This is a genomic window from Staphylococcus sp. 231237_7MaSpsaltlick (assembly GCF_043107035.1).
Window position 1 is genome coordinate 1 of sequence record NZ_JBICNX010000465.1, and the last position, 322, is coordinate 322.

Here is a 322-nt window from a genome sequence, read left to right on the forward strand (position 1 = left end):
ATTTCATTGTCTGGTGACAATGGCAAAGAGGTCACACCTGTTCCCATGCCGAACACAGAAGTTAAGCTCTTTAGCGCCGATGGTAGTCGGACTTACGTTCCGCAAGAGTAGGACGTTGCCAGGCAATCAAAGACCCAATAGGGTCTTTTTTTTATGCGCGAAGAGCTTAACTGCAACGTAAAACAATTGTTGAGAGAAAGCGTGCAAGTGAGAAAAGATGCGAGCGCTTGTCTCACGACAAGAAAGGTCTTTAGCGCCGAAGGTAGCAGACTTACGTTCCGCAAGAGTAGGACGTTGCCAGGCAATCAAAGACCCAATAGGG

General features: G+C 47.8%; 1 rRNA gene. It reads left to right on the forward strand.

The features are described 5' to 3' along the window. Positions 1–9 precede the first annotated feature (9 nt). Positions 10–124: ribosomal RNA gene (rrf, locus tag ACF91D_RS32365) — 5S ribosomal RNA — on the forward strand. Positions 125–322: the final 198 nt, after the last annotated feature.